Annotated in this window: 21 protein-coding genes, 1 other RNA gene and 1 riboswitch; of the genes, 5 read left to right on the top strand and 17 right to left on the bottom strand. The window is 64.6% G+C overall.

From position 1 onward, the window contains the following. Nucleotides 1–11: 11 nt before the first annotated feature. Nucleotides 12–1,496, bottom strand: coding sequence for an amino acid permease (locus LJ737_RS19275; protein WP_227768384.1), 1,485 nt, complete (start codon nt 1,494–1,496; stop codon nt 12–14). A 280-nt stretch (nt 1,497–1,776) separates the two neighbouring features. After that, nucleotides 1,777–1,868: riboswitch (SAM riboswitch) on the bottom strand. Nucleotides 1,869–1,963: 95 nt separating this feature from the next. Between LJ737_RS19275 and LJ737_RS19270 the strand changes: the two genes are divergently transcribed. Next, the gene (locus LJ737_RS19270) at nt 1,964–2,287 is read left to right on the top strand and encodes a hypothetical protein (RefSeq protein ID WP_227768383.1); all 324 of its coding nucleotides are present in this window, start codon (nt 1,964–1,966) and stop codon (nt 2,285–2,287) included. A 98-nt stretch (nt 2,288–2,385) separates the two neighbouring features. On the opposite strand, the gene LJ737_RS19265 is transcribed toward LJ737_RS19270, so the two are convergent. Next, a complete protein-coding gene (locus LJ737_RS19265) occupies nt 2,386–3,282 on the bottom strand; it encodes a hypothetical protein (RefSeq protein WP_227768382.1) in 897 nt (298 codons plus the stop codon). 225 nt (nt 3,283–3,507) lie between these two features. Here LJ737_RS19265 and LJ737_RS19260 point away from each other — a divergent pair, with 225 nt between their 5' ends. After that, nucleotides 3,508–4,503, top strand: a complete 996-nt coding sequence (locus LJ737_RS19260; protein WP_227768381.1) for a fasciclin domain-containing protein — start codon at nt 3,508–3,510, stop codon at nt 4,501–4,503. Nucleotides 4,504–4,605: 102 nt separating this feature from the next. Further along, complete coding sequence (locus tag LJ737_RS19255; protein WP_227768380.1) at nt 4,606–6,153, top strand: alpha/beta hydrolase family protein; 1,548 nt, start codon at nt 4,606–4,608, stop codon at nt 6,151–6,153. A gap of 263 nt (nt 6,154–6,416) precedes the next feature. On the opposite strand, the gene LJ737_RS19250 is transcribed toward LJ737_RS19255, so the two are convergent. The 5 genes from LJ737_RS19250 to LJ737_RS19230 all read right to left on the bottom strand — a co-directional run bounded on the left by LJ737_RS19250 (nt 6,417) and on the right by LJ737_RS19230 (nt 11,220). After that, a complete protein-coding gene (locus LJ737_RS19250) occupies nt 6,417–7,160 on the bottom strand; it encodes an EcsC family protein (protein WP_227768379.1) in 744 nt (247 codons plus the stop codon). A 19-nt stretch (nt 7,161–7,179) separates the two neighbouring features. Next, a complete protein-coding gene (locus LJ737_RS19245) occupies nt 7,180–7,746 on the bottom strand; it encodes a hypothetical protein (protein WP_227768378.1) in 567 nt (188 codons plus the stop codon). An 11-nt stretch (nt 7,747–7,757) separates the two neighbouring features. Beyond that, a complete protein-coding gene (locus LJ737_RS19240; protein ID WP_227768377.1) occupies nt 7,758–8,804 on the bottom strand; it encodes a Gfo/Idh/MocA family protein in 1,047 nt (348 codons plus the stop codon). Nucleotides 8,805–9,098: 294 nt separating this feature from the next. Then, on the bottom strand, nt 9,099–9,932 hold the full coding sequence (locus tag LJ737_RS19235; RefSeq protein ID WP_227768376.1) for a M48 family metalloprotease: 834 nt from the start codon (nt 9,930–9,932) through the stop codon (nt 9,099–9,101). A gap of 121 nt (nt 9,933–10,053) precedes the next feature. Continuing rightward, the gene (locus LJ737_RS19230) at nt 10,054–11,220 is read right to left on the bottom strand and encodes a DegT/DnrJ/EryC1/StrS family aminotransferase (RefSeq protein ID WP_227768375.1); all 1,167 of its coding nucleotides are present in this window, start codon (nt 11,218–11,220) and stop codon (nt 10,054–10,056) included. Nucleotides 11,221–11,430: 210 nt separating this feature from the next. On the opposite strand from LJ737_RS19230, the gene LJ737_RS19225 reads away from it, so the two are divergent. Beyond that, the gene (locus LJ737_RS19225) at nt 11,431–12,342 is read left to right on the top strand and encodes a DUF6565 domain-containing protein (RefSeq protein WP_227768374.1); all 912 of its coding nucleotides are present in this window, start codon (nt 11,431–11,433) and stop codon (nt 12,340–12,342) included. A 116-nt stretch (nt 12,343–12,458) separates the two neighbouring features. Here the strand turns inward: LJ737_RS19225 and LJ737_RS19220 are convergent, their stop codons facing one another. From LJ737_RS19220 to LJ737_RS19195, 6 genes are all read right to left on the bottom strand, one after another. Continuing rightward, entirely contained in the window at nt 12,459–13,355 is an 897-nt protein-coding gene (locus LJ737_RS19220; protein WP_262907982.1) for a glycosyltransferase family 2 protein, read from the bottom strand. Between the two features lie 88 nt (nt 13,356–13,443). Beyond that, nucleotides 13,444–14,151, bottom strand: a complete 708-nt coding sequence (locus LJ737_RS19215) for a cell division ATP-binding protein FtsE (protein ID WP_227768372.1) — start codon at nt 14,149–14,151, stop codon at nt 13,444–13,446. A 104-nt stretch (nt 14,152–14,255) separates the two neighbouring features. Continuing rightward, the gene (locus LJ737_RS19210; RefSeq protein ID WP_138075090.1) at nt 14,256–14,459 is read right to left on the bottom strand and encodes a fructose-6-phosphate aldolase; all 204 of its coding nucleotides are present in this window, start codon (nt 14,457–14,459) and stop codon (nt 14,256–14,258) included. 109 nt (nt 14,460–14,568) lie between these two features. Continuing rightward, a complete protein-coding gene (gene fsa, locus LJ737_RS19205; protein ID WP_227768371.1) occupies nt 14,569–15,225 on the bottom strand; it encodes a fructose-6-phosphate aldolase in 657 nt (218 codons plus the stop codon). A 151-nt stretch (nt 15,226–15,376) separates the two neighbouring features. Further along, nucleotides 15,377–15,474, bottom strand: an RNA gene (gene ffs, locus LJ737_RS19200) — signal recognition particle sRNA small type. A gap of 133 nt (nt 15,475–15,607) precedes the next feature. Further along, nucleotides 15,608–16,396 (bottom strand): hypothetical protein, encoded by a 789-nt coding sequence (locus LJ737_RS19195; protein ID WP_227768370.1) that lies wholly within the window; start codon nt 16,394–16,396, stop codon nt 15,608–15,610. Between the two features lie 222 nt (nt 16,397–16,618). On the opposite strand from LJ737_RS19195, the gene guaA reads away from it, so the two are divergent. Then, a complete protein-coding gene (gene guaA / locus LJ737_RS19190) occupies nt 16,619–18,151 on the top strand; it encodes a glutamine-hydrolyzing GMP synthase (RefSeq protein WP_227768369.1) in 1,533 nt (510 codons plus the stop codon). A gap of 372 nt (nt 18,152–18,523) precedes the next feature. Here guaA and LJ737_RS19185 read toward each other — a convergent pair whose 3' ends face one another. The 4 genes from LJ737_RS19185 to LJ737_RS19170 all read right to left on the bottom strand — a co-directional run bounded on the left by LJ737_RS19185 (nt 18,524) and on the right by LJ737_RS19170 (nt 24,993). Continuing rightward, nucleotides 18,524–19,627: a PepSY-associated TM helix domain-containing protein gene (locus LJ737_RS19185; RefSeq protein WP_227768368.1), complete on the bottom strand. Its 1,104-nt coding sequence runs from the start codon at nt 19,625–19,627 to the stop codon at nt 18,524–18,526. Between the two features lie 103 nt (nt 19,628–19,730). Beyond that, complete coding sequence (locus LJ737_RS19180) at nt 19,731–22,115, bottom strand: TonB-dependent receptor (protein ID WP_227768367.1); 2,385 nt, start codon at nt 22,113–22,115, stop codon at nt 19,731–19,733. Nucleotides 22,116–22,369: 254 nt separating this feature from the next. After that, nucleotides 22,370–22,795, bottom strand: a complete 426-nt coding sequence (locus tag LJ737_RS19175) for a VOC family protein (protein WP_227768366.1) — start codon at nt 22,793–22,795, stop codon at nt 22,370–22,372. Between the two features lie 197 nt (nt 22,796–22,992). After that, nucleotides 22,993–24,993 carry an ABC transporter substrate-binding protein gene (locus LJ737_RS19170; protein ID WP_227768365.1) on the bottom strand — a complete coding sequence of 667 codons (2,001 nt, stop codon included), beginning with the start codon at nt 24,991–24,993 and terminating at the stop codon, nt 22,993–22,995. Between the last annotated feature and the right edge of the window lie 117 nt (nt 24,994–25,110).

The raw sequence follows: 25,110 nt of genomic DNA, 5'->3' as shown, positions 1-25,110 counted from the left end.
GTGCTGGTGCCTCAAGCTACCTTGCTGCCCGCCGGCTCCACCGTCGGGGCCACGGCCACGCCCCGGCCCAGCTTGCTGTGCTTTTTGCCGTAGCCGAAGTAAATCACCAGGCCGATGGCCAGCCACACGAACAGGCGAATCCAGGTGTCGCCGGGCAGGCTGAGCATCATTACCAGGCAGGTAACGATGCCCAGAATGGGCACCAGCGGCACCCAGGGCGTGCGAAACGCGCGCGGAGCGTCGGGCTCCCGCTTGCGCATGATGAGCACGCCCACGCACACCATCACGAAGGCCAGCAGCGTGCCGATGCTGCACATTTCGCCCACCACGTTGATGGGCACCAGCCCGGCGAACAAGCTGATAAAGGCGCCCAGCAGCAGGTTGGATTTGTGCGGCGTTTGGAAGCGTGGGTGCACCTGCGAGAAGACGCGCGGCAGCAGCCCGTCTCGGCTCATGGAGAAGAATACCCGGCTCTGGCCCAGCAAATCGACCAGAATCACCGACGTGTAGCCGATAAGAATAGCCCCGATGATGGCCGTCGACAGCCAGCCGTAGGGCGTTTTTTCGATGGCAATGGCTACCGGCGCGGCGCTGTTCTTGAACTCGGTGAAGTTGGCCAGCCCGGTCATCACGTAGCCGAACACCACAAACAGGACCGTGCACACCAGCAGGGAGCCGATGATGCCGATGGGCATGTTGCGCTGCGGGTTTTTGGCCTCCTGCGCCATGGTGGCCACGATGTCGAAGCCGATGAACACGAAGAACACCACCCCGGCCCCGCGCAAAATGCCGCTCCAGCCAAATTCGCCGAAGGTGCCGGTGTTTTCGGGGATGTAGGGGTGGTAGTTGGCCGGGTTGATGTACTGCCAGCCCAGCGCGATGAACACCAGTACCACCGACACCTTCAGGGCCACCACCACGGCGTTGAACCAGGCCGAGCCCTGGGTGCCGCGCACGATGATGGCCGTAATGGCCAGCACCACGAGCACCGCCGGCAGGTTCAGCCAGCCGTGCACCGTGCCGCCTCCGTCGGCCAGCGAGGCCGTTTCCCAGGGCGACATCACCAGCTGCGGCGGCAGGTGCAGGCCGTACTTCGAGAGGAATTTCACCAGGTATTGCGACCAGCTGATGGCCACCGTGGCGGCGCCCACGGAGTATTCCAGCACCAAGTCCCAGCCGATAATCCAGGCAAACAGCTCGCCCATGGTGGCATAGGAGTAGGTGTAGGCCGAGCCGGCCACGGGCACCATGGAGGCAAACTCGGCGTAGCACAGGGCCGAGAAGGCGCAGCCCACCGCGGCCACGATAAAGGACAGGGTGACGGCCGGGCCGGTGTGGTTGGCGGCGGCAATGCCAGTGAGCGAAAACAGCCCCGCGCCGATGATGACGCCGACGCCGATGGCAATGAGATTGAGCGGGCCGAGGCTGCGCTTGAGCGTGTGCGAGCCGCTGTCCGCGGCTTCTTGCCGCAGCAGCTCCAAGGATTTTTTGAGCATGAAACGAGGGTAGCCCCGGCCAGAGCGGCCGGCGCAAATGTGACCTGCGGCCGGCTAGGCGCACCGAACGGGCGACGCCAAACCAGCGGCGCGCCCGCAACGGGCGGCAGCAACAGCAGAAAATGAAACGAATGAATACGGCCGGCTTCAGCGCCGGCTCAGGCAACGCGCGGCGCTAGCGGCAACAGCAACAACAGCCCGCGGCAGCGCGGCCGGTAGCGGCGGCTAGGCGGGAAACCATCGAAGCAGAAACGGGGTGCAAAAAGCCCACAGCAACTTGTTTTTATATGGTCAGGACTTGGCACCGTCCGGGATTTTCCCGGGGTTGCCGGCGCTTCTCGGAGCCTGTCTCTCCACGCCTCTGTATAAAAACAATCCTTCAGCAAAAGAATTGATGCCGCAAAGGTAGCCCCGGCGGGCCCGTACTTGCAACCTCGGCGGCGCGGCGCCCCGCCTATCTTGCCGGCATGAAAAAGCTTCTGCTCCTCGGCGCCTCCCTGCTCACGCTGGCCGTTACGCCCCCCGCTGCCCGCGCCCTGCCGCCCGACGTAGTCGTGGTCCGCTCGCTGGAAATGCTCGGCAGCATCATCGTGTCGGTGGCGCGCAGCGGGCGCAAGGAAGAGCTGGTCGAGTTTGAAAACGGCTACACCACGGGCTCCCTGAAAAAAGCCAGCGCGGGCTACCAAAAGCTGATTCAGCAGCTTTACCAGGAGGGTTACGCACTGCAAAGCTCCTTTGCCACGGGCCACGCCACCGACGGCTGGGTGACGCTCATTTTCGTCAAGCCCTGACCGCCCCAAACGGCCGCCGCCCGGCGGAGCCGCAGCCCCGAGGGGCCCGCTCCGCCGGGCGGCGTAAGTCTGGTTTCGCAGCGCAGAAAAGCGCGGGGCTAGTAGTTGTACGACACGCCGGCCGATACGCCGGTGGATTGGCCCACGTTGCGGCCGGCCAGGTACTGGCTGGCCCCGAGCACCAGGCCCACGCCCTTACTCAGCGGTTTGTAGAGGCTGAGGCCCACGCGGGTGTAGTTGACGCGGGTGGCGGTGAAGAGGCCCGTGAAGCCCGGCTGCAGAATATCGGTGCCCTTGCTGCTCGACTGCTGCAGCGAGGCCCAGGCTTCGGCGTAGAGCTTCAGGCCCGCGTAGCCCACCTTGGCGTCGGCCACGAAGGCGTCGGGCACGGGGTTGGTGCGCACGCTGTAGCCGGCCTGCCCCATCACAAACACACCCGAGGGCGTGCGCAGCTGGGCCACGCCCACGGTGGTGTACTTGGTGGCGCGGTTGCCGATGGCAATGATGTAGCCCAGGTCGGCCTTGCTCTGGTAGCTACTGGCGGGCGTGCTCACCCCCACCGCCCCGAGCAAATCGAGCTGGCTGCTGCCCACCGGCATGGTGAGCACCTTGAACTTCAGAAAGGCCGACAAATCCTGCAGCCCCGAGCGGGTGTTCACGTAGGCGGCGCCCAGCGAGTCGAGCACTTGCTTGTTGGCCCGGCCCGACGATTGGATGAACGGCAAGCTCACCACGGCCTCGACTTTGTTGGAAATGCCGTAGTTGGCAAACAAGCTGACCGAGGACACGCGCACTTCCCGGTAAATCGGTACGGCGTCCACCTTTTCGGGCACCAGAAACACGTTGCGGTAGCGTTCGGCCGTGCCGGTAAATACCACCGAGCCGTGGCCTTTGCCGGCCATGAAGCCGGTAATCAAACTCTGCGCCTGGCCCGCCGTGCTCAGGCACAGCAGGGCTGCCCCGGCCAGAAAGGTGGAGAGGTAAGGGTGTTGCATGAAACGAGCAAGAAGAGAGTGGTGGACGCTTCAGCGAGCAAGTTGGGCCGTTGGCAGGGCCAGGACTGATGCTTGCCTAATTGAAGCGCGCTAGCTACGGCGGCAAGATTACTTTCGGATTCCCATAGCGGGAGAAAAATTTGTCGAACCGGTAAATCCACTCGCCCAACGTCGCCCGTTTGTAGTCGGCTTCGCCGAAAATCCTTCTCAAGCCTCTCCTCTACCATGTTTACACCCCTACGCCATTTTCTTCCCATTCTGGGAATATCCGCCGCTTTGCTAACCGGCTGCAACAAAAACGCCGAGACCAATCCGTCGATTGCCGGCATTGCCGTGGCCAACGACGACTTCAGCGTGCTTGAAGACGCGGCCGTGCGCGGCGGCGTGGTGGGCATCCTCTCGAACCGCAACCCCAACGACCCGCAGGGCAACTACACGGTTTTCGCACCCAACAACGACGCCTTTGCCCGCCTGGGCCTGCGCAGCGCCCCCGACCTGCTGGTGCTCAACAAAGATTTCCTCACCAACACGCTGTTTTACCACGTGACCGGCGGCACGCTGGCCGGCGGCAGCCTGCGTCCCGCTACCGCGCCTTCCCCCTCGGCCTTCCAGGGCGTCACCCGGCGCTTTATCAGCCGCGGCGGCAGCACCTACGTCAACGGCTCGCGCATCCTGGCCACCGACGTGCGCGCCTCCAACGGCACGGTGCACGTGGTGGACAAAGTGCTGCTGGCCACCAACGCCAACATCGTCGGCTCGGCCGTGGCCATGAGCCAGGGGCAGGTATTCGTGAAGCCCGAGCTGACGTTTCTGGTGGAAGCGGTGCTCTACGCCGACCTGGCCGCTACCCTGTCCAGCGCGGGTCCGTTCACCGTTTTTGCCCCCACCGACCAGGCCTTCCGCAACCTGCTGACGGTGCTGAACGTGCAGCCGGGTTCGCCCAGCGGCTACATTCCCTCGGATGTGCGCAAGCTGCCCAAGAACACGGTGACGGCGGTGCTGCTGCAGCACGCGCTGCCCGGCGCCCGCTTCACCCCGGAGCTGCCCGAAAACGCCACCGCGGGCTCGGCCGGCGGGGGCGACGTCACCTTCGGCCCTTTTGTCGACGGCACGCTGACGGTGAAGGCGGCCAGCAACGCCACGCCAGCCAAGATGGTCATTCCCGATATTCAGTGCACCAACGGCATCGTGCACGTCATCGACGGGGTTCTGGTGCCCTAGGGGCCGAGGGTTTCGGCCAGTCTTTGCTCGGTTTCGGCGACGCCCGCCCGTTGTTGGTCGCCCGACGGGCGGCCCGGCGGCGGGCGCAGCTACCTTTACAGAATGAATAAGTTGTTTGCCAGCGGCTTCGTCTGGCTGTTGCTCCTTTTACTGCTGGCGCGGCTGGGCGCGGCTCAAACGCTGCCCGCCGCGAAGACCTCGCTGGAGGGCGAGTGGAAAGGCCCGCTGCCGGTGCCGGGCGGCTCGCTGCCGCTGAGCATCACCGTGACGGAACTGGCCAACGGCACCCGCTTTGCCGTGCTCAGCGTGCCGGCCCAGCGCATCAACCGCGCCCTGCTCACCGTCGACCTCAAGGCCGATACCGTCATCTTTGACTCGCAGGAGCTAGGCTGCAGCTACGTGTGCCTGCGCTCGGCCGACGGGCAGCAGCTGCAGGGCCAGTGGCGGCAGCAGGGCTTTCAGCCGGTGGGCCTCACGCTGCAGTTTACCCCGCTGCCGCCCCAGCCCAAGACGGCATTCAAGTTTCCGCCGCCCTACCGCGTGGAGGAGGTGTCCTTCACCAGCGCCCACGACAACACCCGGCTGGCCGGCACGCTCACCGTGCCCTCCGGCGAAGGTCCATTTCCCGCCGTGTTGCTCGTTTCCGACCTCGGCCCCCAGGACCGCGACGCCACGCAAGGCGAGTACAAGCTGTTCGGGGCCATGGCCGACTACCTCACCCGCCACGGGGTGGCCGTGCTCCGGCTCGACGACCGCGGCGTGGGCCAATCGGGCGGCGACTGGCGCACCGCCACCCCGCTCGACCTGCTCAAGGACACGCAGGTAGCCCTGAACTTTCTGCGCACCCGCCCCCGCATCGACATTGCTCAGTTGGGCATTATCGGGGTGGGCACCGGCGCCAACCTGGCCCTGGAAGCCGCTGCGCAGCCCCTGGGCCCGGCCTACGTGGTCACGCTGGCAGGCACCGGGCTGCCAGGGTACGAAGTCATGGCCCAGCGCCCGATGCTGGGCTTTCTGAAAGCCGGCGAAGCCGACACGGCCCAGGACAACGCCACGCGCCGCCGCTTCCGCCTGCAGCAGGCCACCAGCGAAAAAGTGGCCGAACTGCGCGCCAAAGGGGCCAATTCGGCGCAGATCGATACCTACGTGGGGCAGCAGCAGATGCGCCAGCGCGCCGCCGACAAGAAGCAACTTGACGCGCGCTACAAGCGCCAGCGCCCCATGATGGAAATCGTGCGCCACACCGCCGACCAGGGCCAGGCCCAGGCCATTCTGCTGAACATGCTTCGCCAGCAGCAGCCCGATCTGCCCGCCGAGCAGGCCCAGGCCATCGTGACGGACATGACCGCGGCCGGCTACCGCGCCTACCTCGACTACGTGCCCACCGCCAACCTCGCCCAGCTGCGCGGCAGCCTGTTGCTGCTCCACGGCTCGGAGGACCAGCAGCTGCAGCCCGCCAACCTGACGGCGCTGGAAAAAGCCCTCAAAGACAACAAGCGCGCCCAGGCCCGCCGCCTCGACGGCTTCAACCATAGCTGGCAGGCGCCCATGGCAGAGTGGCCCCTCATCAACGGCCAGCCCCAGCCCGTGGTGTCGCCCCAGTTGCAGCTGCTGATTCTGGAGTGGATTCGCAAGCAGGTGAAGGGGTAAGCGGCTCACCTCGCAGTCATTGCGAGGACGAAGGGCGACGCAATCCTTTCTCTCGCGGCCCGACGGCCCCGCTGGCGGAAGCCGAAAAGCAACCGTTGGAAACAGCCCCGCCCGAAACTAGAGTCACTAGGTTTCGGGCGGGGCTGTTTTCGGTTGGCAGGGGGTTGAGTCGGCGGTGCTGCTAAAGGAAAGATTACTTCGTCGCGCCTCCTCGCAATGACGGCTAGGGCTGCCGCTTGTTTGCAGCAGAGCTATCGGGCCCGTTATCCGCCGAGTTGTGCGCCGGCTTCCGCGTCGAAGTACCGCATGCGGTAGCAGTTCATGGCTGTTTCGCCGAGCTGCTCCAGCAAGCGGTAGTTAGCCACGGCGCCCACGGCAGCGCCGATAAAGGGCACAAGTTGCGCCAGCTTGGCCAGGTCGATGTAGTCGCGGTACTCCTGCTGGAAGGTGCGCCAGTCGAAGTCGGCGGCGTCGGGCGGCAGGCCTTGGCGGTAGTCGTTCCAATGGACCAAGCGCTGGTAGGTGGCGTTACGGGTGTGCTGGGAGCTGAAGGCCAGCTGAAACACGTGCAGCAGGTACAGGCGCTCGGTGTAGTCGCGCACGTCGTAGCCGTAGAGGGCGGCCACGTCGAAGAGTAGCTTGAGCTTGATGCCGAGCAGCAAGGGAAAGTCCGTAAGTCCGACGAAAAAGCCCGCCGCGCCGGTAGCCGCCCCCTCCACCACCGCCACGTGCCGGTAGCGGCGGATGCGCTGGCGCACCACACCTTCCCGCTCGGCCAAGGTGCCCGTCAGCAGCGGGCGGCGCGTGAGGTGGGTGGAGCCGAAGAGCACCCCGCGCACCATCTGCTTGATGGTGGCGGTAATGGCCTGGTGCAGTTTTTCGGGCAGCAGGGCGTTCAGCCGCGTCTGCACCGTGCGGGTGAGCCGGTCGAGCGGCCCGGGCGCAGCCTGCATCTTTTGCTGCCAGGCGAGAAGCTCTTGATGAGCTTGACTGTCCGTGAGGTACATGGGTATTAGCAAATGCGGTCTAAATCATATTGATCTGTTTAGCCAAACGCTCATTGGTCGTGACTAATAGATTATCCGCCAATCCATACGCTTCTATACCATCAGACCTCAACTCGGCCGCGCTAACGAACACCTGCGTTTCATTCGAAAGCTTGAGACAAAATGCGTAAGGACAAATAGCAATATGAAGTTTGTGTCCGGTATGGCCCACGTCATATATATCCTCCCAAACTATTTCCAAATTGGCAATTGAATGTCCAATGCAAGGTTGCCACATGGGTTCTTCTGTAACGTCCCAGCATTGTTCTCTCTTCGCCTCGTACTCAGTCTTGGCCAACACAAAAGGATATAGCCCATATTGGTAGAATGTACCATCCCACGTGATATAGATGAGTTTATCCTCATTCATAAATGCTATTGAAAAGTCCAGTGAATGAAGCTCTTCAAAATCAGTATGATAATACCTGATTGGCTCATCCGGAAGCTCTTCACAGAAGGCATAATTAACTTCTCCATATAACACCTTAGTAATTTTCCTACCGATTAAAACACGGCGGCAATAATTTTCAAAATCAGCTTTAGTCATTGTTTCTATACCTAAAGCTTCAAGCCGTAAATCCGCTCGATTATATCTACCACTTTCAGCCCCTCCAGTGCGTTGGTGGTGGCAAACCCGCGCTTCTGCACCGTATCCACCACGTTTTCGATAACCTGCACGTGGTTGGCGGCCGAGCCCTGGTAGGCGCCGTAGTTGTTGGCCGGGTTGGTGGGCGGCAGCGTGGGCATCACGTAATCCTTTACGTGGCAGTACTCCACTTTATCGAGGTATTGGCCGCCGAGGCGTAGGCTGCCGTGCTCGGCCACCACCGTCAGGGAGCTTTCCAGGTTTCGGTCCCACACGGCGGTGCTGTACTGCAAGGTGCCGGAGCCCCCGCGCACGAGGTCGAAGGTGACCAGGCCGGAGTCCTCGAATTCGGTGAGTTGCTGGTGGTTGAAGTCACGGAAACGAGCCGTGATGTTGGTAATGTCGCCGAACACCCAGTAGAGCAAATCGACGAAGTGGCTGAACTGGGTGAAGAGCGTGCCGCCGTCCTGCGCCTGCGTGCCGTGCCAGCGGCCGGACTGGTAGTAGCGGGCGTCGCGGTTCCAGAAGCAGTTGAGTTGCACCAGGTAAATCTGGCCCAGACGGCCTTCGTCGTACACCTGCTTTAGCCAAGCTGCCGGCGGTGAGTAGCGGTTCTGCATCACCCCAAACACCAGCCGGCCGGTTTGCAGGGCGGTGTGCACGAGGTCTTCGGCGTCGGCCTTGCGCAGGGCAATGGGCTTTTCGACCACCGCGTGCAGGCCCGCGCGCAACCCGCGAATGGCCTGCGGGGCGTGCAGGTAATTGGGGGTGGCCACGGTCAGCACGTCGGCCGCTGGGCCTTGGGCGAGGTAGTCGTCGAGCGAAGCAAAAAAGGGCACGCCCGGAAACTCGGTTTCGAGGCCGGGGCGCAGCGCCTCGTTGGTGTCGATGAGGGCTGTGAGCGTGGCGCCGGGGTGGCGGGCCACCAGCGCGGCATGGCGGCGGCCGATGTGGCCCACGCCGCAGATGACGAAGCGGACGGGCGCGGCGGCAGCAGAGTTGGAATCGGGAGAGAGCACGCCGCAAGCTCCGAAAAAAGCACCGGATCCGGGCAGATAGGCTTCGTTCGTGGCTTTAGAAGCCCGTACCCCGATAGGCCGGGCCATGGCGAGCTGTAAGGTGTTCGTAGCTCCTTGATAAATACCTTACAAGAGCACTGATGGCCCTTGCAAGGTATTTTTTCCCCTTGGCAAAATACCTTGCAGTCCACCTGCTTCTATTTGCCCAACAAGGCGCCGCCGCTCCCTTATCCGGGAGCGGCGGCGCCTTGTTGGCACGTGCGAACTTGGGGACTGGCGCCAAGCGCGCCACCACTACAGCAGGCGCTTCAACTCCTCGAAGTTGCTGTTGTTCACCGAGCGACCGGTGCAGCCCAACGAGCGGGCGTTGTTCTGAATAGCCTGGATGCGGGAGCCGGGGTTGGGGTGGGTACTCAGGAACTCCGGCGGGTTGGCATTGCCCTGCTTTTCGGCCTTGATGAAGAAGCCGGCGGCGCCGTCGCAGGCGTAGTAGCGGGTGCCGTTGAGGTACACGGTGGAGTACTTGTCGGCTTCCTGCTCGAAGGTGCGGCTGAACTTCAAGGAGCCCAGCCCGGCCAGACCATTGGCAATCTGCGCCGTCAGGCCCTGGTTTTTGCCCAAGATCATGCTGGCCAGAATGCCGACTCCGTACTGGCGCTGCAGCAGCTGGGTGCTGTGGCGGCGGTCGGCGTGGGCAATTTCGTGGCCGAGCACGCCAGCCAGCTGGCTTTCGTTGTCGAGGAACTTCACCAAGCCCGTGAAGACGTAAATGTGGCCGCCAGGCGTGGCAAAGGCGTTTTGCGTCTGGTCGTCCTTGATGAGCTTCACGTCCCAGGGAAACTTGCTGCGGTACTTCAGGTTGCCGTTGTCGAGCACGCGCTTCACCACGCCGTCGAGCAGCTGGTAGGCGCGGGCGTTGCTGCTGCGCGCCATCAGCTGGCCCTTGGCCTGGTACATGGAGTCGGTCTGGTGCGCCACCTGGGCGCCCAGGGCCACGTCTTGGTCGACGGAAAAGATATTGAAGCCCTGCGCGGGGACGGCGGATGCAGCGGGTTGGTGCACGGCCGCAGCCGTCAGCCCGGCTACGGCCAGGGCGGAGGCGGCTAGGGTCAGAAGGAAACGGGTCATGGTCGGAGCAAAAAACGATGGTGGCTTGTACGGCCGCCTAGAAAAAACGGTGCCAGCCGCGCGGCGCGGGGTGAATTGCGGAGCTAGAGCCCTTGCCCTTAGTCCGGGGTGCGCACACCTCCTACCAGTTCTCCATTCGAACCACGGCGGCCACGTACTCCACCTGCGCAGCGGTCAGCCCCGGGTGAATGGGCAGCGACAACACCGTGCGGCACAGCTGCTCGGCCACCGAAAACTGCCCAGCCTGGTAGCCCAAGTACTCGTAGGCCGGCTGCCGGTGCACCGGCACCGGGTAGTACACCACCGACGGAATGCCGTGCCGCTGCAGGTGCTGCTGCAGCGCGTCACGGCGGGCTTCCGAGTTGAGCGTGAGGGTGTACTGGTGAAACACGTGGGTGCTGCCGGGCTGGCGCAGCGGTACTAGCAAGCCGGGCACGTCGGCCAGCAGGGCGTCGTACTGGGCGGCCACGCGCTGGCGGGCGGCGGTCCACTCGGCCAGCCGGGTCAGCTTCACCCGCAGCAGGGCGGCTTGCAGGGTATCGAGGCGGGAGTTGAGGCCCAGGCGCTGGTGCACGTACTTGCGTCCGCGGGCTTGGCCGTGGTTGGCCAGTTCGTACAGCACGGTGGCCCGGGCCTCGTCGCGGGTGAGCAGGGCGCCGCCGTCGCCCAGGCAGCCCAGGTTCTTGGAAGGGAAAAACGAGGTGGTGCCCACCTCCCCCACCGTGCCGGCGTAGGCCGCGGTGCCGTCGGGCAGCTGCCAGGTAGCCCCGATGGCCTGGGCGTTGTCTTCGATCAAAGCTAGGCCGTGGGCATCGGCCAGTTGGCGCAGGGCAGTGAGGTCGGCGCACTGCCCGTAGAGGTGTACGCACAGCATGGCGCGGGTGCGCGGCGTGATGGCGGCCGCGGCGGCGGCCGGGTCGAGGTTGAAGGTGCGCGGGTCGACGTCGGCGGGCACGGGGCGCAGGCCGAGGATGGCGGCGGCCTCGGCGGTGGCCACGTAGGTAAACGCCGGCACGATGACTTCGTCGCCGGGGGCCAGGCCCAGGCTCATCAGGGCCAGCTGCAGCGCGTCGGTGCCGTTGGCGCAGGGCACCACGCGGGCCCCGCCGAGGTACTGGCCCAGCTCGTCGGCGAAAAGCTGCACGTCGGGCCCTTGGATGAAGGCGCCTTCCTGCAGCACGCGGTGCAGGGCCGCATCGAGTTCGGCTTGGATGGCGGCGTGCTGGGCGGGCAGGTCGAGAAGGCGAATGGGCGCGGGCGGGGCAAGGGGCAACAAAGCAGGCGTCACAACCGGGGAGCAGATAAACCCGCGCCACCCGGCGCGGGGCGCTAAAGATAGCCGACCCGCGCGGCGCGGCCGCCGGCCCGTACGCTCGTGCTTATCCTTTCGCCGCTTCCATGCGTAACCTGCTATGTAACGGCTGCGTTAATGCGGCCCAAACGCCCGCCGCCGCAACTGCGGGCGCATCCTTCCCCACACCGTAACCTAGCTACGACCATGCTTAAGAAGACCCTGACCACCCACGCCCTTGCCCTGCTGCTGCTCGGCGGCGGCATGGCTTTCACCACCGCCAGCTGCAACCGCGCCGACCGCCAGGAAGCCGCGGCCGAAACTGACCAAGCCTACGACGACTTCAAAACCTTCGTGGCCAACACCGAAACCAACGCCGACGCCGTGGGCAACAAAACCCAGGCCGAATGGGACGAAGAAACCAAGCAGCTCAAGGACGAATACGACGCCAAAGTGGCCGCCGCCGAAGCCGACATGAGCAACTGGGACGAGGCCCGCAAGCAGGAATACGAGCAGCTCAAGACGCGTTACACCACCGCCTATGACAAGCGCAACGCCGCCTATTCGGCCAGCATGAGCGCCGGTGGCGCCTCGGGCAGCGCGGCCATGCCCACCAAGCCCGGCAAGTACTACACGCCCATGAACCCGGCCGCCCAGATTACGGCTGCCAATGCCCGCCAGACCTACGAGTCGTTTGTCAACAACGTCAAGCAGAACGGCGACAAGTACGACATCGAAGACTGGCGCTACGTGAATGCCGAATGGCGCGCCCTGGATGAAGCTTACGACAAGGTGAAAGGCGACATTCCGGCCAAGGATCTGGCGGAAATTCAGAAAGAGAAACTGAAATACGCCGGCATCAAATCGGCCAACAAGACGGCCGTGCGCGCCGAGCAAGCCGCCGCCGACGTGAAGGGCGAAGCTCAACAAGCCGAGGTAGAAACCCGCGACGAACGGTCGAAAGTCGGCCAGGCGGCCTCAAACACCGCTAACGACGTGAAAGAAGCCGGCAAGGACGTGGGCCATGGCATCGGCCACGTCGCCAAGAAAGTCGGCGAGAAAACCAAGGAAGGCTACAAGGAAGTGAAGTCGGAGGTCAAAAACACCGACAACGACTAAGCAGCCCGCCCTCACCATGTTTGCGGCTCACTCCCGCATTTGGCAAAAGCCCCGCCCCATCGGCGGGGCTTTTTGTTGGGGGGATGCCGATACACCAGCGCTGAAGCAGCCGCGCCCTAGCGCAGCTCCGCCAGCAGCCAGAGTAGCTTCAGCAGATCGAAGGCGCGCAGGCCGGGGGCCGGCCCGAGCACCTGCCGCCGCAGCTGCGGCTCCAAGGCCCGCAACGCTTGGCGGGCAGTGCCGGCCATGCCCAGGCGGCGCAGCCGCAGCGCCGTGGCCAACAGCCGCGTGTCGGTGCCGAGGCCTTCGGCGCGGTACAAGGAAGCCAGGTTGCGCACCGCCTCCCGCGACTTGCGCAGGAAGGCATCGGCCGGTTCCAGACCGTCGTGCAGCACGGGGTTGTCGAGGTGCAGCACCGGCACGCGGGCGTCGCGCAGGCCCCAGCCGAACTTGGTATCCTCGTGCCCGTAGCGGGTCAGCCCTTCGTCGAGGCCGAATTGGCGAAACACCGCCGCTTGAATCAGCAGGTTGTTGATGGTGAGCTGGGCGTAGGGCTGCTGCTGCCGCACCGCGGCCGGGCGCTGCTCCCGCTGCCGGCCGTAGTGCCAGCGCAGGCGCAGGGCGGCGTCGGCGGGCGGGGCGGCGGGGTAGCAGGTGCCGCCCACCAGCACCGGCGCCTGGGCAGCGGCAGCCGCGTAGCGGGCCACAAACTGCGCGTCGGGCAGCGAGGAGTCGTTGTCGAGCAGCAGCAGCCAGGGGTACTCCGCCCGGGCCACCAGCTGGTTGCGAATGGCGGCGCGGCCCACGTTGCGCGGCAGCTCGTCGTACTGCACCCCGGGCAGCGCGCCCAGCGGCCGGTTACGCTGCCGAAATTCCGGGGCCGAGCCGTCGTCGAGCAGCAGGATTTCGGCGGGGCCGGGCCAGTCGGGCAGCTGAGCCAGCAGGGCGCGCACCAAGCCTTCCACGGGCCAGTTATGCAACGGAATCAGTACCGAAAGGCCCGCGGATTTCAAGTAACACTTGAGGATTAATAATTAGAAATCAGCCGGGTGGCATGACAGGCCAACGGCTGCCTTCGGCTTGTAACTAGCGGTGCAGCTCCTACCCTTCCCAATTCTTCACCTTCAATTCCTCGGCGTCAATCACCGCCACTTTCCCGTCGGCGCAGCGGAACACGCGCTTGGGGTAGCGGTGAATCAGGTCGTAGTTGTGGGTGGCCATGAGCACAGCCGTGCCCGCGTTGTTGATTTCCAGGAACAGGCGCATGATGCCGTCTGTCACGTCCGGGTCGAGGTTGCCGGTGGGCTCGTCGGCGAGCAGCAGCACGGGCTCGTTGAGCAGGGCGCGGGCAATGACCACGCGTTGCTGCTCGCCGCCCGAGAGCTGGTGCGGCATCTTGGTGCCCACGCTGCTCAGCCCCACGCGCATGAGCACGTCCTGCACGCGCTGCTTCATCTTGGCCCGGTCCTGCCAGCCCGTCGCCTGCAGCACAAACAGCAGGTTCTGGGCCACGCTCCGGTCGTAGAGCAGCTGAAAATCCTGAAACACGATGCCCAGCTTGCGGCGCAGGTAGGGCACCTTGGCCGCGGCCAGCTTCTGCAGGGGGTACCCCACCACCGTGCCCATGCCTTCGGGCAGCGTCAAATCGGCGTAGAGCGTCTTGAGCAAAGATGTTTTGCCCGAGCCGGTGCGCCCCACCAGGTAGGCAAACTCGCCCTTGGCCAGGGTCAGCGACACGCCTTGCAGCACGGTGTGAAAGTCCTGCATGATGCGCGCATCGCGCAACTCAATAACGGGCGGGTTTTCCATGCGGGGCTTGCGGGCGAAACGGCGGGGATGCTGGGCGCTAAAATAAGTATCCTGGGCGCCCGGCGCACGGCCCGACACCCAGGATACCCGAAAAACCAGTCGGCTTAGATGGCCAAGGGCTGCAGCTTGCCGAACTCGAGCTGCTCGATGACGGCGGCCAGCTCGGCTTCCTTGCCCTCCAGCCCGTAGCGGTGCAAATCCTTCAGCGGGCGGTCGGCGCGGAAGTAGGCAATGAGCACGAAGTCACTGTCGCGGAGCTGGATATAGTCCGGAATCTTCGCCTTGCCTTTGACTTTGATGATGTACATCTTAGTTCATGTGCTAATGTGGGGGAATGTGCTGATGTGCTAATTAGCGAATGTGCCAACAAGGAGCATCCTTTTGATTAGCACGTCGGCACATTACCGCATCGGCACATTAGCCGTTGACCTTCTTGTGGTCGGCCAGGAAGGTGGCCAGGCCTTTGTCGGTCAGCGGGTGGTTGAGCAGGCCGGTGATGACGTTGAGCGGGCAGGTCACCACGTCGGCGCCCACTTCGGCGCACTGAATCAGGTGCGGCACGTGGCGCAGCGAGGCGGCCAGTACCTGCGTGGGGTAGCCGTAATTGCCGAAAATCTGCACGATCTGCTCGATGAGCTGAATGCCGTCGTGGCCGATGTCGTCGAGGCGGCCGACGAAGGGCGACACGTAGGTAGCGCCGGCTTTGGCGGCCAGCAGGGCCTGCCCGGCCGAGAAAATCAGCGTGCAGTTGGTCTTGATGCCTTTCTCCGAGAAGTACTTGATGGCCTTCACGCCGTCGCGGATCATGGGCACTTTCACCACGATGTTGGGGTGCAATTCGGCCAGCTCCTCGCCTTCGCGGATGATGTCCTCGTAGGTGGTGCCGATAACCTCCGCCGACACGTCGCCGTCCACCAGCTCGCAGATGCGCTTGTAGTGGGCCATCACGTTGTCCACGCCGCCGATGCCTTCCTTGGCCATCAGCGAGGGGTTGGTGGTTACGCCGTCGAGCACACCAAGCTCCACGGCTTCCTGAATGTCCTTCAGGTTGGCGGTGTCAATGAAAAACTTCATCGGGGAAACGCTTAAAAAGAAAATGCTGGCCCAAAACTAACCACGGATTCGACGGATTCGACGGACTGCGTGGATTTTGTGGCCGCAGCCGCATCGAAAACGCGCCCGATAGGCGGCGGACGGCGAGGCCAACTGCTGCTGGCGGGGCAAAAAAAAAGCGAACCAGTATCGCACCGCTACAACCGCCTGCCCTTGCTACCTTCCGGTCCTGGGGGAGTTCAGCGGGAGCTGGTCGTACTGATTCGCCGGTGCAAAGATACAACGGCAATTCGGCCCGAAACAAGCTCCGGCGCCGAATTGCCGCAAAAAACTGCGTCGGAAGCGCTGCCAGCCCACGAAACGAGCTGGTTTAGAAGCACTCCGCGCCGCGAAAAAACCGCGCTCAGCGCAGCGGTGCCACGCGCAGGGCTGCCCCGAAGCTGACTTGGCTGGCGAAATGCCGGAAGGCGTAGCGCTGCCCGTCGAGCTCGATGTCGCGGGCCACGTGCAACAGGCTGCGCTCGTAGCGGGCGGTGAGCAGCACGCGGCCCAGCTCGTAGCCCACGCCGGCCTGCCAGGCCAGGCCGTTGCGGCGCATGCTGTGGTTGATGCTTTCCACGATACGCAGCGCGTAGCCTTGGTCGAGCCGCTCGTAGCCGGTGGGAATGCGCCGGGCCAGCACCGGGCCGCCGAGCACCAGCAGGCGCGGGGTGAGGCGGTAGCCCACGGGCAGGGCTAAGTTGAGCCGCTGCCAGTCCTGGCTGGTCGACATGGCGCTGAAGTCGGTACCCGACGGGGTGCCGGGGGCGGTGGCAGCGGCAGCGGTGTTGGTGACGCGGTGCCAGCTTTGGCTGCGCGAGTACGAGGCCTCGGGCTGCAGCAGCCAGCGGCGGCCGGGACCGAAATTGTAGCGCGCCCAGAACCCGATGCGGAAGCCGGGGGCAGGCGTGGTCATGCGGGGTACCACGCGGTACTGGCCCACCGAAAAGGCCGGGCGCTGGTTGGTGACGCGAAACAAATCGTGGCCCATGAGCAGGCCGCCCTGCCAGGCCGGGCGGGGCCCCGCGGCCGGGGCGGGGGCTACGGCCGGGGGCGGCGGGGGCACGGCCGCTCCGCCGGGCGGCAACAAATCGAGTGACTGGGCCTGGGCGGCGCCGGCCGTCAGGAGGAGAAGAAGTAAAAGTTTTTGCACGCGGTAAGAGGAGGGCAGAATTTCGGAACGTGGTGTAAGAAAGCGAATTCCGCCTATTCAATGCAAGCCGATTTCCGCGTTTTCGGCGCCTTGCCCGAATAATCAAGCCGGGTCTTTTTCGCATCCAACTTCGCCCCTGCCCCGCCGGCCCACGCCGGCCTTTGCTTGCCTCGCCGCCGCCCCGAACTTGGATGGCAAGGGTTTGCGGCCCTACCTTTGCCCATGCCTCAACAGATTCTGATCCTTGATTTCGGGTCGCAGTACACACAGCTGATTGCGCGGCGCATCCGCGAATTGAACGTGTTCTGCGAAATCCACCCCTTCACGCACGCCCCGGACCTCACTGAGGATATCCGGGGCGTTGTGCTTTCAGGTAGTCCGTGCTCGGTGCGCGACCCGGAGGCACCCAACCCCGACCTGAGCAAGTACCTGGGCCGCGTGCCGGTGCTCGGCGTGTGCTACGGGGCCCAGCTGCTGGCCCAGCAGGGCGGCGGCGAGGTGCTGCCGGCCACCATCCGCGAGTACGGCCGCGCCCGCCTGCACCACATCGACCAAGGCTCCCCGCTGATGCAGGGCCTGAGCCTGGACTCGCAGGTGTGGATGTCGCACGGCGACACGATTAAGACCCTGCCGGCCGGCTACGACATCATTGCCAGCACCCCGGAGGTCGACGTGGCCGCTTACCACATTCAGGGGCAGCCCACCTACGGCATTCAGTTTCACCCCGAAGTCACCCACTCGACGCAGGGCAAGCAGCTGCTGCGCAACTTCGTGGTCGACATCTGCCAGTGCGCCCAGGACTGGACGCCCGAGCACTACGTGGACTCCTCGGTGGCCGCGCTGCAGCGCACCATCGGGCCCGACGACCAGGTGATTCTGGGCCTCTCGGGCGGCGTCGATTCGTCGGTGGCGGCCTTGCTGCTGCACCGCGCTATTGGGCCGCGCCTGCACGGCATTTTCGTCAACAACGGGCTGCTGCGCAAGGAAGAGTTTGAGAGCGTGCTCCACTCCTACCAAGGCCTGGGCCTGAACGTGACGGGCGTGGACGCGTCGGAGGAATTCTACGCCGCGCTCAAGGGCCTCTCCGACCCCGAGCAGAAGCGCAAGGCCATCGGCCGCACCTTTATCGAGGTGTTCGACCGCGAGGCGCACAAAGTGGAAGGCGCCCGGTGGCTGGCTCAGGGCACCATCTACCCCGACGTCATCGAGTCGGTATCGGTAAAGGGCCCGGCGGTGACCATCAAGAGCCACCACAACGTGGGCGGCCTGCCCGAGCAGATGAACCTGAAGGTGGTGGAGCCGCTGCGCATGCTCTTCAAGGACGAGGTGCGCGAAGTAGGCGAAACCCTCGGGCTGCCGCACCACATCCTGCACCGGCACCCCTTCCCCGGCCCCGGCCTGGGCATCCGCATCCTGGGCGACATCACGCCCGAGAAAGTGCGCCTGCTGCAAGCCGCCGATGCGGTGTTCATCGACGCGCTGCACCAGACCGGCCTCTACGAGAAGGTGTGGCAGGCCGGCGCCATCCTGCTGCCCATTCACAGCGTGGGCGTGATGGGCGACGAGCGGACCTACGAGCAAGTGGTGGCCCTGCGCGCCGTCACCAGCGTCGACGGCATGACGGCCGACTGGGCCCACCTGCCCTACGAGTTTCTGGCCGACGTGTCGAACCGCATCATCAACCAGGTGCGCGGCATCAACCGCGTGGTCTACGACATTTCCTCGAAGCCGCCGGCGACGATTGAATGGGAATAAGGCCCCGCAGTCGGGGTTGCGAGAGCAAGGAGCGCGGCGGTTCACTGACCGTCATGGTGAGCGAAGCGCGGCAACCCTTCCTCTACTAACACCGCCCCGATAACTGGTAAAAACCAAAACAGCACCGCCCGAAACTACCGGCTGTAGTTTCGGGCGGTGCTGTTTTGGGTTTGTGGGTATTGTCGCCTTGTGCCGCGAGGGGAAAGATTGCTTCGCGTTGCACGCAATGACTGCAGGAGAAAAGCTATGCTCCTTCTCTAGGTGCATCACTCCATAATTAGCTGCGCTGCACCAGAATTTCCGCGGGGCCGTGGAGAGGGAATTAACTTGTTCAGGCGCCGCTGGACCGCTTGCGTCTCTCCTACTGTTAATCTATGCTGCTACCCTCCTGCTGCGGACCAGGCGCCGCCCGGCGTGGCGCCGGCGCCGCCACCAGAGCAGGTAGCCGGTGAGGCTGAGCACGGCGCTGCTCAGGGCCAGCAGCGAGTAGAGGATTTTGACGCCCAGGCCACCGTACTGGCCGAAGTGCAGGGTGCGCAGGACAAAGTCGAGGCGCTGGGCCGGGCCCAGGTCCCGCTCGCGGAAGGCTTTTTTCAGCTGCGGCGGGCCGGGCACGTTGCTGAACTCAAACTTGCTGGCCGCGCTGCCCCACAGCCAGCTGCTGCCCTGCGCGCGGCCCATTACCACCACCGGCGCGTCGGGCTTGCGCGGAAAGTTGATGCGGGTGACCTGCAAGCCGGGCTCCAGGCGTTGCGCCGCGGCCATCAGCGCGTCGAGGTTGGCCTGCACTTCGGGCAGGGCTTTTTCCTTTTTGTCCCGCTCGTCCTGCAGCAGCTTTTGCAGGTTGAAGGCGTCGAAGCTCATCCAGAAGCCGCTGGCCGCCAGCACCAGATTGAACACCAGGGCCCAGGAGCCCAGCACCCGGTGCAGACCCGAGGACGCGGTACGCCAGTTTTGCCAGCGGATGCCCGTGCGAAACAGCAGCGCGCCGAGCAGGTGACGGCGGTAGACGATGAAGCCCGTCACGACCGAGCCCAGCAAGGCCAAGCCGCAGAACACCGACAGCAGCTTGCCCAGCTCTTTGAGAAAGAACGTGGAGTGCAGCACGATGAGCTGGTCGGTGAAGGAAGCAAACCGCTTGCCCAGCACCCGGCCGTCGTAGGGATTGACAAACAGCCGGCCGGCTTCGCCCCGCTCGTTGATGCGGATTTCCAGCGACTCGTCGGCGGCTTGCGGCAGGCGGCGGAAGGAGTAGAACTGCGCCGCGGGCTCGGCGGCGCGGGCCTGGCGGTAGAGCAGGTCGTAGGCCGGGTCCGCCTTGGCCACGCCCACCCGGAACAGCTCGGGGTGCAGCCGCTCACTCAGTTCCTCCCGAAACACCATTAGGGAGCCAGTCAGGAAAATCACCAGCAGGCCCAGGCCGCCGCAGAGGCCCAGCCAGGAATGCAGCGTAAACAGGCGGCGCTTGAGGTTCATGGGCGCGGGGCGAAAGCGGAACAAGCCGAGTCAGGCAGCGGCGGAAAAGTTACAAGACCGTCACGCGGAGTGCCGCGGCGCGTGCCGGCGTTGGCGGCCCGGGCTAGAACGAGTAGCCGGCGGTGAGATTAAACCGGGCGCCGTTGCCACGGGTGTAGTTGGCGGCCGTGCCCGTAAACTGCGCCAGCGGGGCGTAGTAAGTGTTGTTCAGCACGTTTTCCACGCCCAGCGTCAAGCTGAGTTTGGACGAGAAGCGGTACGAGGAGGTCAGGTTCAGCAGGCCGAAGCTGTGCACCGGGCCCTCGCCCGAGGCGTAGGCGCCGGCCGCGTTCGAGACGAAGCGCGTGCGGGTGCCGGAGTACACGTAGTTCAGGGCCACCGACAGCGCCTCCCAGGGCTGGTAGCGCAGGTAGGCCGTGGCCTTGGGCGGGGCAATACGGTTGCCGTTTAGCCACACCTTCGACTTGGTTTCGACCCCGCCGGCGGTGCTGGTGAGCGTGGCGCGGCCCTCTACCCAGCTCCACGAGCCACCTACGGTCAGGTTTTTCAAAGCCACGAGGTCCGCCGTCAGCTCGTAGCCCCACACCCGCTCGGGGGCGCGCTGCGGCACCAAGATGCCGTTGCCTTGGTCGACGAGGTTGGCGCCGAGGTCGGATTTGCTCACGAAGTACACCCCGCTCAGGGTCAGCGGACCCAGCTCGGAGCTGGCGCCGGCCTCGTAGTTGCGCACCACGATGGGTTCGGTTTCGAGCAAAGACAGGGTATTGGCCTTGGCCGTGCGCAGGGTGCGGCCCAATTCGTAGAGCGAAAAGCCCTCGGAGTAGCTCACGAAGGGGTTCAGCCACTTGTACCGGGCGTAGCGCAGGCCGGCGTTGTACACAGTGGTGTTGTACTTGAGCGTGCCGCCCTGCACGGCCACCCCGCCCACGTACGTGGTACCGCTGAGCGTGCGAATGGTGGTGTAGTCGGGCACTTTCACGCGGATGTTTTCGCGCCGGGCGCCGCCCTTCAGCACGAAATGCTCGAACAAGGTGGCGCGCAGCTGGGCGTAGGGCGCCAGGTTCTGCATCTGCATGCGCGGCGTCCAGAGGCGGCCGTCGGTCAGGTTCTGGGTGGTTTCGTCGCCGAGCAGGTCCAGGCCGTAGGTCAGCTCGGCGCTGAAGCGGTCCTGGGTGAGCAGCGGGGTGTTCAGGTTCAGGCGCAGGCCCTGCTTGTCGGAGTTGATTTCCGACTGCCCGCCGTTCTCAAAAAAGCTCGGCTCGGCGTCGTATATGGTGCGGAAATCCTGCCAGTAGCCGGTCAGCTCCACGCTGGTGGCCAGCGGCAGCACCTCGCGGCCACGGTAAGTCAGGTAGGCGTTGTGGTTGTGGCGGGTGCCCTCGTCCACGCCCGGCCGCTCGCCCTTCACCCCGATGCTCGGGTACTGGCCGTACTTGCCGTTCAGGGTGAGATAGTCGGAGTTCTGGCGCGAGCTGAAGTAGTTGTACATCAGCTCCACGCGGTTCTTGTCGTTGAGGTCGTAGCCCAGCTTGGCAAAGCCGTTGTAGGTCTTGGTCTCGCCCAGGCCGTAGCGCGGCGAAATGACCGCGCCGCGGGCGTCCCGGTACACGCCGGTCTGGTCGAAGGTGCCGCTGGCCACGTAGTCGAAGCGCCCGGGCTTGCCGTAAAACTGCTGGGTGGCGCGGTAGCCCACGCTATTCTTGGCGTGGGCGATGTTGCCATTAACGCCCACCGTGCTCAGGCCGCCGAACTTCACGCCCGTCACCGGGCGCTTGGTGATGTAGTTGATCAGGCCGCCGTCGGCGCCGTTGCCGAAAATGGCCGTGGCACCCTTGATGACTTCCACCCGCTCAATCACCGTCGCGTCGATGCTGCGGATGTCGCGGCCGCCGGCGCGCAGCGGGGTGCTCTGCGGGATGCCGTCGATGAGCACCAGCACGTTGCGCCCGCGCAGGGTCTGGCCCACGTTGCCGGTCTGGTTGGTGGTCAGGCCCAGGCCGGGCACGGCGTTGCCCACCACGGCGGCCAGGTTGTTGGGCGTGGCCGCGGCCTGCAGCTGCACCTCGCGCGCGTTTAGAATGGTGGCCGACACCGGCGTTTCCCGGATGGGCTCGGCCCGCCGGCTGGCCGACACGATGACTTCTGCGAGCTGGCGGCCTTCGTCTTCCCCCGCCTGCAACTGCACGTCCGCGGTGGCAGTGGCACCGGCCGCTACGTCCACGCGCTGCTGCCCGGCCTTCTTACCGATAAACGACGCTTCCAGGGTGTAGCTACCCGCCGGCACGTTTTCCAACTGGTAGGAGCCGTCGGCCCCCGCGGCGGAGGCGGCCGTCGTCTGCAGCAGGCGGACGGTGGCGCCGGGCAGGAGCCCGCCCTTGGCGTCGCGCACGGTGCCGCGGATGGTGCCGGTGGTTTGGGCCAGCAGGGAGAAGGAAAGCAGCAGCCCGCTCAGCGTAAGCAACAGGCGGTGGTGAGAAATCAAAAGCATGCGCGGCAATCTGGGTTCTGCGAAAAGTCGCGCAAAGGTACGCCCCAGTTAACCGCAGGCCAAGGCTTGTTTAGAAACAGTTTAAACAACCTCCGCAACCTGCCTTTTCCACAGTTCATAAAAAAGCCCGCGCTGGTGAGGCGCGGGCTGCTTTTCAGGAAGCAAGACTGGGCAACGGATACTAATGCGCCACTGAACTGATGCAGGCTCCAACCCTTCCCACCGGCGGCAGAACCCCACTGCTGCCTTCCTAACTAGCTAGGCTCCCACAGCTCGATTTTGTTGCCATCGGCGTCCATGATGTGCACGAACTTGCCGTAGTCGAAGCTCTCGATGCTGTCGAGGATGGTGACGCCGCTGGCCCGGAGCTGGCCCACCAGTGCTTCGATGTTCTGGACGCGGTAGTTGATCATAAATTCTTTCTGGGAAGGCGCGAAATAGTCACTGCCTTGCTGGAAAGGGCTCCACTGCAGGGAGTTGATTTCGTCGGGGCGCTCCAGGTTCCTGGATTCAAAGGTGCTGCCCCACTCGTTCACGTCAAACCCCAAGTGTTGGGCGTACCACTGCCTGGTTTCCTGAGGGTTGGCTGAGAAAAAGAAAATCCCGCCAATCCCAGTCACCTTAGGCGGTAACTTCTCAGTTAATGAATTGGGTAGTGCTGCGTCGTTAGGCTCTTGCATTTCCTTTTGAGTGAAGGAGTTGTGGTATACACTAAGGCTCCACAATATAGAGCAACCGCAGTATTAGCCAAACCATTTAGCTACTATTTTTCTTAGCAATACCACCTCCGCGCTCCGTGTTGCAGGCAGCGACGTGCACCACGGCCACTCACGCCGGGCGGCGGCGCTACAGTTGCCTGCGGCGGCTCGGCCAACGGCTAGCGGATGCCCACCGGGTTTTGCACCTCGATTTCCAGGCGCTCCAGCTTAGTAATGGGCACGTACTGGTTGTCGTGGGCCTGCTGAGGGTAGCCGATACCCTGGAACAGCGGCGCCGACACTGGGCCAGAATTGGCCAGCGGCTGCTGGAAGGCGGGGCCGTTTTGGTGCAGCTGGCTGCCGAAGTAGTAGAGCAATTCGAAGCCCGAGGCGGCAAACACCGAAGGCGGAATGTTCTGCTGCTGGGTGTAAAGCTGGCGGAAGCGGCGCACGCCCGGCATGGTCGGGTCGAGGTACTTGGGCTGCAGGAAGTGGATGTCGCGGCGGTCGAGCTGGCCCAGGCTGATGCTGGGGTTTTCCTGCCAGGAGGCGTAGGTAATCAGCGGCATGGTCAGCGCCTGACTTTGCATCACGCCGAGGGCGAAGGGCCCGGCCTTGCGGTGGTCGGAGGCCACGACGAGGTGGCCGGCGCTTTTCAGATCGAGGCCGCCGAAGCCGGCGTTGAGGCTTTCGGCGTTGTCGGAGTCGATGCGGCGCAGGGCCGATACTTTGCCGCCCAGGGCTTCGTAGGCCTTTTTATAGGCTTCGGCGAAGGCCGCGTCGTCGCGGGTGTCTTCGTAGAACACCACCGCTGGGCGGCTATTATTAAAGGTGCGGTAGGCGTACTCGGCGGCCACGCGGCCCTGCGTGGCGGTGCTCGGCTCGTAGAGGTAGTACCAGGCGTTGTCCTGCACCAGCGAGCCGTCCTGCGACAAGGGGTTTACCGCCACAATCTGGTTTTGCTGGGCGTAGCGGGCCAGAATCTTGGCGCCGGTCTTGTACACCGGCCCGATGATGAGGTCCATGCTGGCCAGCTCGGGCTGTTGCAGCAGCTGCTTGAGCTGCAGGGTGTCGGCGCCGGTGTCGTAGGCGTAGAGGTTTACGAAGTGCCCCTCGCGCTGCAACGAATCCTGGGCCAGCTTCATGCCGGCGTAGAGGTCCGTGACGAACTGCAGGCGGCGGCGCGTTTCCCAGCTCGGGTCGTCGAACTCGAAGGGCAGGAGCACGGCCACGTTGTAGCTGCTTTTCTTCTGGGGCCGGGGGCGCGGGGTGTAGCGCGTGCGGTCGAGGCCGTACTGCTGCACCAGTTGGTCGAGCTGCGGGCGGTCGGCGTCGGTGTAGAGGCCGCCGAACACCAGCTGCTCGGCGTAAGCGCGGGCCAAGGTGGTGTCTTGCGGGTAGCGGCGCACCAAGTTTTGCCACAGGGCCTTGTCGCGCACCCGGGCCAAGTAGGCGGCCTTCATGGCCGTGCGTTGGGCGCGCAGCTGGGTCGGCGGAATCTGACCCAGCACCTGCAGGGCGTTGTCGGTGTCGCCCTGCTCGAACGACACTTGGCCCTGCAGAAAATACGCCTCGCTTAGGCCCGGCCACTGCGGGTACTCGGTGCGCAGCAGGTTGAGCATCTGCTCGGCCTCGGCCCAGCGCCGGCCGCGGCTGGCGGCCACGGCGTAGAGGTAGGCCGCTTCCGGGGCCTTGGCAAACTTGGCTCCGGGCGTGGTCAGGGGCAGCAGCTCCTCCAGCGCCAAGTCGTAGCGGCCCTGGTCGATGAGGGTTTTGCCGTTGCGGTAGCGCGTATTCGGGTCCTGGGAGCCGAGGTTGGCGGGCAGCGGCAGGGCCGGCTTGGGCGCGGGCTTGGCAGCGGCTGGGGCCGCGACGGGCGCAGCCGTGGTGCCGGGCTTGGCCGTGGGGCTGGTGCCGGGGGCGGGTTTGGTAGTCGTTGTAGTACCGGCGGGTTTGGCGGCGGTGCCCGCAGCCGGTTTGGCGGTTGGGGTGGCTGCGCCGGGCTTAGCGGGCGCGGCGGGCGTTTTGCCGGCGGGCACCGCGGCAGCGCCGGGCTTGGCTGCGGGTTTGGCGGGCGCAGCTTTAGCGGGAGTGGATTTGGCCGGAACAGGCTGCTGGGCAAAGCCCGGGGCGGCCTGCCCTAACGACAACGCAACAAAGCACGCGAGAAAGGACCGCATAGGGGAAAAGAGGTCAACGGGAGAACTGCTCGGAGCGCATACGCAAGCCCGAAGGGCAAAGGTACGTAGTTGGCCTCAGCCCAAAGCCGGGTCGAAATAGGTGAGTTTATTCACTTT

It is taken from the genome of Hymenobacter sp. 15J16-1T3B (assembly GCF_020711235.1).
Lineage (GTDB): Bacteria > Bacteroidota > Bacteroidia > Cytophagales > Hymenobacteraceae > Solirubrum.
The sequence above is the reverse complement of the archived record's forward strand: the minus strand, read 5'-3'. Positions and strand labels throughout refer to the sequence as shown.

What these genes read in the sequence shown, in the direction of transcription:
- LJ737_RS19275 (WP_227768384.1), bottom strand. Translation starts at nt 1,496, where the DNA reads ATGCTCAAAAAATCCTTGGAGCTGCTGCGGCAAGAAGCCGCGGACAGC.
- LJ737_RS19270 (WP_227768383.1), top strand. Translation starts at nt 1,964, where the DNA reads ATGAAAAAGCTTCTGCTCCTCGGCGCCTCCCTGCTCACGCTGGCCGTT.
- LJ737_RS19265 (WP_227768382.1), bottom strand. Translation starts at nt 3,282, where the DNA reads ATGCAACACCCTTACCTCTCCACCTTTCTGGCCGGGGCAGCCCTGCTG.
- LJ737_RS19260 (WP_227768381.1), top strand. Translation starts at nt 3,508, where the DNA reads ATGTTTACACCCCTACGCCATTTTCTTCCCATTCTGGGAATATCCGCC.
- LJ737_RS19255 (WP_227768380.1), top strand. Translation starts at nt 4,606, where the DNA reads ATGAATAAGTTGTTTGCCAGCGGCTTCGTCTGGCTGTTGCTCCTTTTA.
- LJ737_RS19250 (WP_227768379.1), bottom strand. Translation starts at nt 7,160, where the DNA reads ATGTACCTCACGGACAGTCAAGCTCATCAAGAGCTTCTCGCCTGGCAG.
- LJ737_RS19245 (WP_227768378.1), bottom strand. Translation starts at nt 7,746, where the DNA reads ATGACTAAAGCTGATTTTGAAAATTATTGCCGCCGTGTTTTAATCGGT.
- LJ737_RS19235 (WP_227768376.1), bottom strand. Translation starts at nt 9,932, where the DNA reads ATGACCCGTTTCCTTCTGACCCTAGCCGCCTCCGCCCTGGCCGTAGCC.
- LJ737_RS19225 (WP_227768374.1), top strand. Translation starts at nt 11,431, where the DNA reads ATGCTTAAGAAGACCCTGACCACCCACGCCCTTGCCCTGCTGCTGCTC.
- LJ737_RS19215 (WP_227768372.1), bottom strand. Translation starts at nt 14,151, where the DNA reads ATGGAAAACCCGCCCGTTATTGAGTTGCGCGATGCGCGCATCATGCAG.
- LJ737_RS19210 (WP_138075090.1), bottom strand. Translation starts at nt 14,459, where the DNA reads ATGTACATCATCAAAGTCAAAGGCAAGGCGAAGATTCCGGACTATATC.
- fsa (WP_227768371.1), bottom strand. Translation starts at nt 15,225, where the DNA reads ATGAAGTTTTTCATTGACACCGCCAACCTGAAGGACATTCAGGAAGCC.
- guaA (WP_227768369.1), top strand. Translation starts at nt 16,619, where the DNA reads ATGCCTCAACAGATTCTGATCCTTGATTTCGGGTCGCAGTACACACAG.
- LJ737_RS19185 (WP_227768368.1), bottom strand. Translation starts at nt 19,627, where the DNA reads ATGAACCTCAAGCGCCGCCTGTTTACGCTGCATTCCTGGCTGGGCCTC.
- LJ737_RS19180 (WP_227768367.1), bottom strand. Translation starts at nt 22,115, where the DNA reads ATGCTTTTGATTTCTCACCACCGCCTGTTGCTTACGCTGAGCGGGCTG.
- LJ737_RS19175 (WP_227768366.1), bottom strand. Translation starts at nt 22,795, where the DNA reads ATGCAAGAGCCTAACGACGCAGCACTACCCAATTCATTAACTGAGAAG.
- LJ737_RS19170 (WP_227768365.1), bottom strand. Translation starts at nt 24,993, where the DNA reads ATGCGGTCCTTTCTCGCGTGCTTTGTTGCGTTGTCGTTAGGGCAGGCC.